The 980-nt window shown below is 47.8% G+C and carries 2 pseudogenes; both read right to left on the minus strand.

What is annotated here, in order from left to right:
- Positions 1 to 519 (minus strand): annotated as a pseudogene (vmeU, locus tag R7R24_RS25105) (multidrug efflux RND transporter periplasmic adaptor subunit VmeU); the annotation flags it as partial.
- Positions 519 to 980 (minus strand): annotated as a pseudogene (gene vmeT, locus R7R24_RS25110) (multidrug efflux RND transporter periplasmic adaptor subunit VmeT); the annotation flags it as partial. The pseudogenes vmeU and vmeT, both read right to left, overlap by 1 nt.

The following is a 980-nucleotide window of genomic DNA, read 5'->3' on the forward strand; positions in this document are numbered from 1 at the left end:
GCGCTCAAAACGCTCTTTGAAAACGTCTGAGACTTTTCCTGCAAACGGGGCAAATAAACGCGTATAGTTCAACTGGTTGGTGGCGTTATAGAAGTTTGCCTCTGCCAGTTCCTTGTTTGCGGTCAGCTCATCCAGTTCTGCTTTGGATATCATTTGGCGGCCGTGCAGCTCTTCACCTCGTTTAAGCTGGCGAATCGCAAGCGTGTATTGCGCTTCAGCATCATTTACCGCTTGCTTTTCTTTGCTGTCATCCAGCTTGGCGATCATTTGCCCTTCTTTCACTACGTCACCAGCTTTCACTAGTACGTGTTGAATTTCACCGGCGCGACGAAATGCCATTGGTGTTTGTTCAGCAGGAACGACTAGCCCTTTAAACGCGCGATATTGGCTTTTCACTGGCGCGTCAACTGAAATAGTCGAAACATACAACGGTTGTTCGGCTACGTTTTGGCTATCACTTTGACAACCAGTAAGAACGGCCAAGGCGATGGCCGATACTGCGAATAGAGAATGCTTCATTAAATGCCTTCCTCACGAATCCAAGCTTTCACCACTTGCCCTTCGACTAATCGTTCTACGCCAGCAATAACCACGTAGTCGTTGTTGTCCAAACCTGACTCAATCGCGCCACTTTCATTTAGTGACAATGTCACCTTATTCACTTGTTGCGTTGAGCTATCCATCACCCAAACTTCACCTTGGCTCTCTTGCTTGTTTACCCAAGCCGATGTCGGCAACGTCATGGCCTTAGACTTGTTTTGCTTAGCAATGTGTACTTGTCCTGTCATCCCAGTGAGCAAGTTGCGCTCAGTTGGCCGAGTGATCGTCACAATCGCTTCATAGCTGTTGGTATCGATGTTTGGCTGCGTTGAGATTTCTTTGAACTTACCCGGAATACGTTTGCTTGGTTCGCTGTCCATCGTTACCCACATCTCTGCGTTTTTTAGTGCAGACAGAGAGACAGACTCCGCGTAACTAAC

It is taken from the genome of Vibrio sp. 704, from assembly GCF_033339295.1.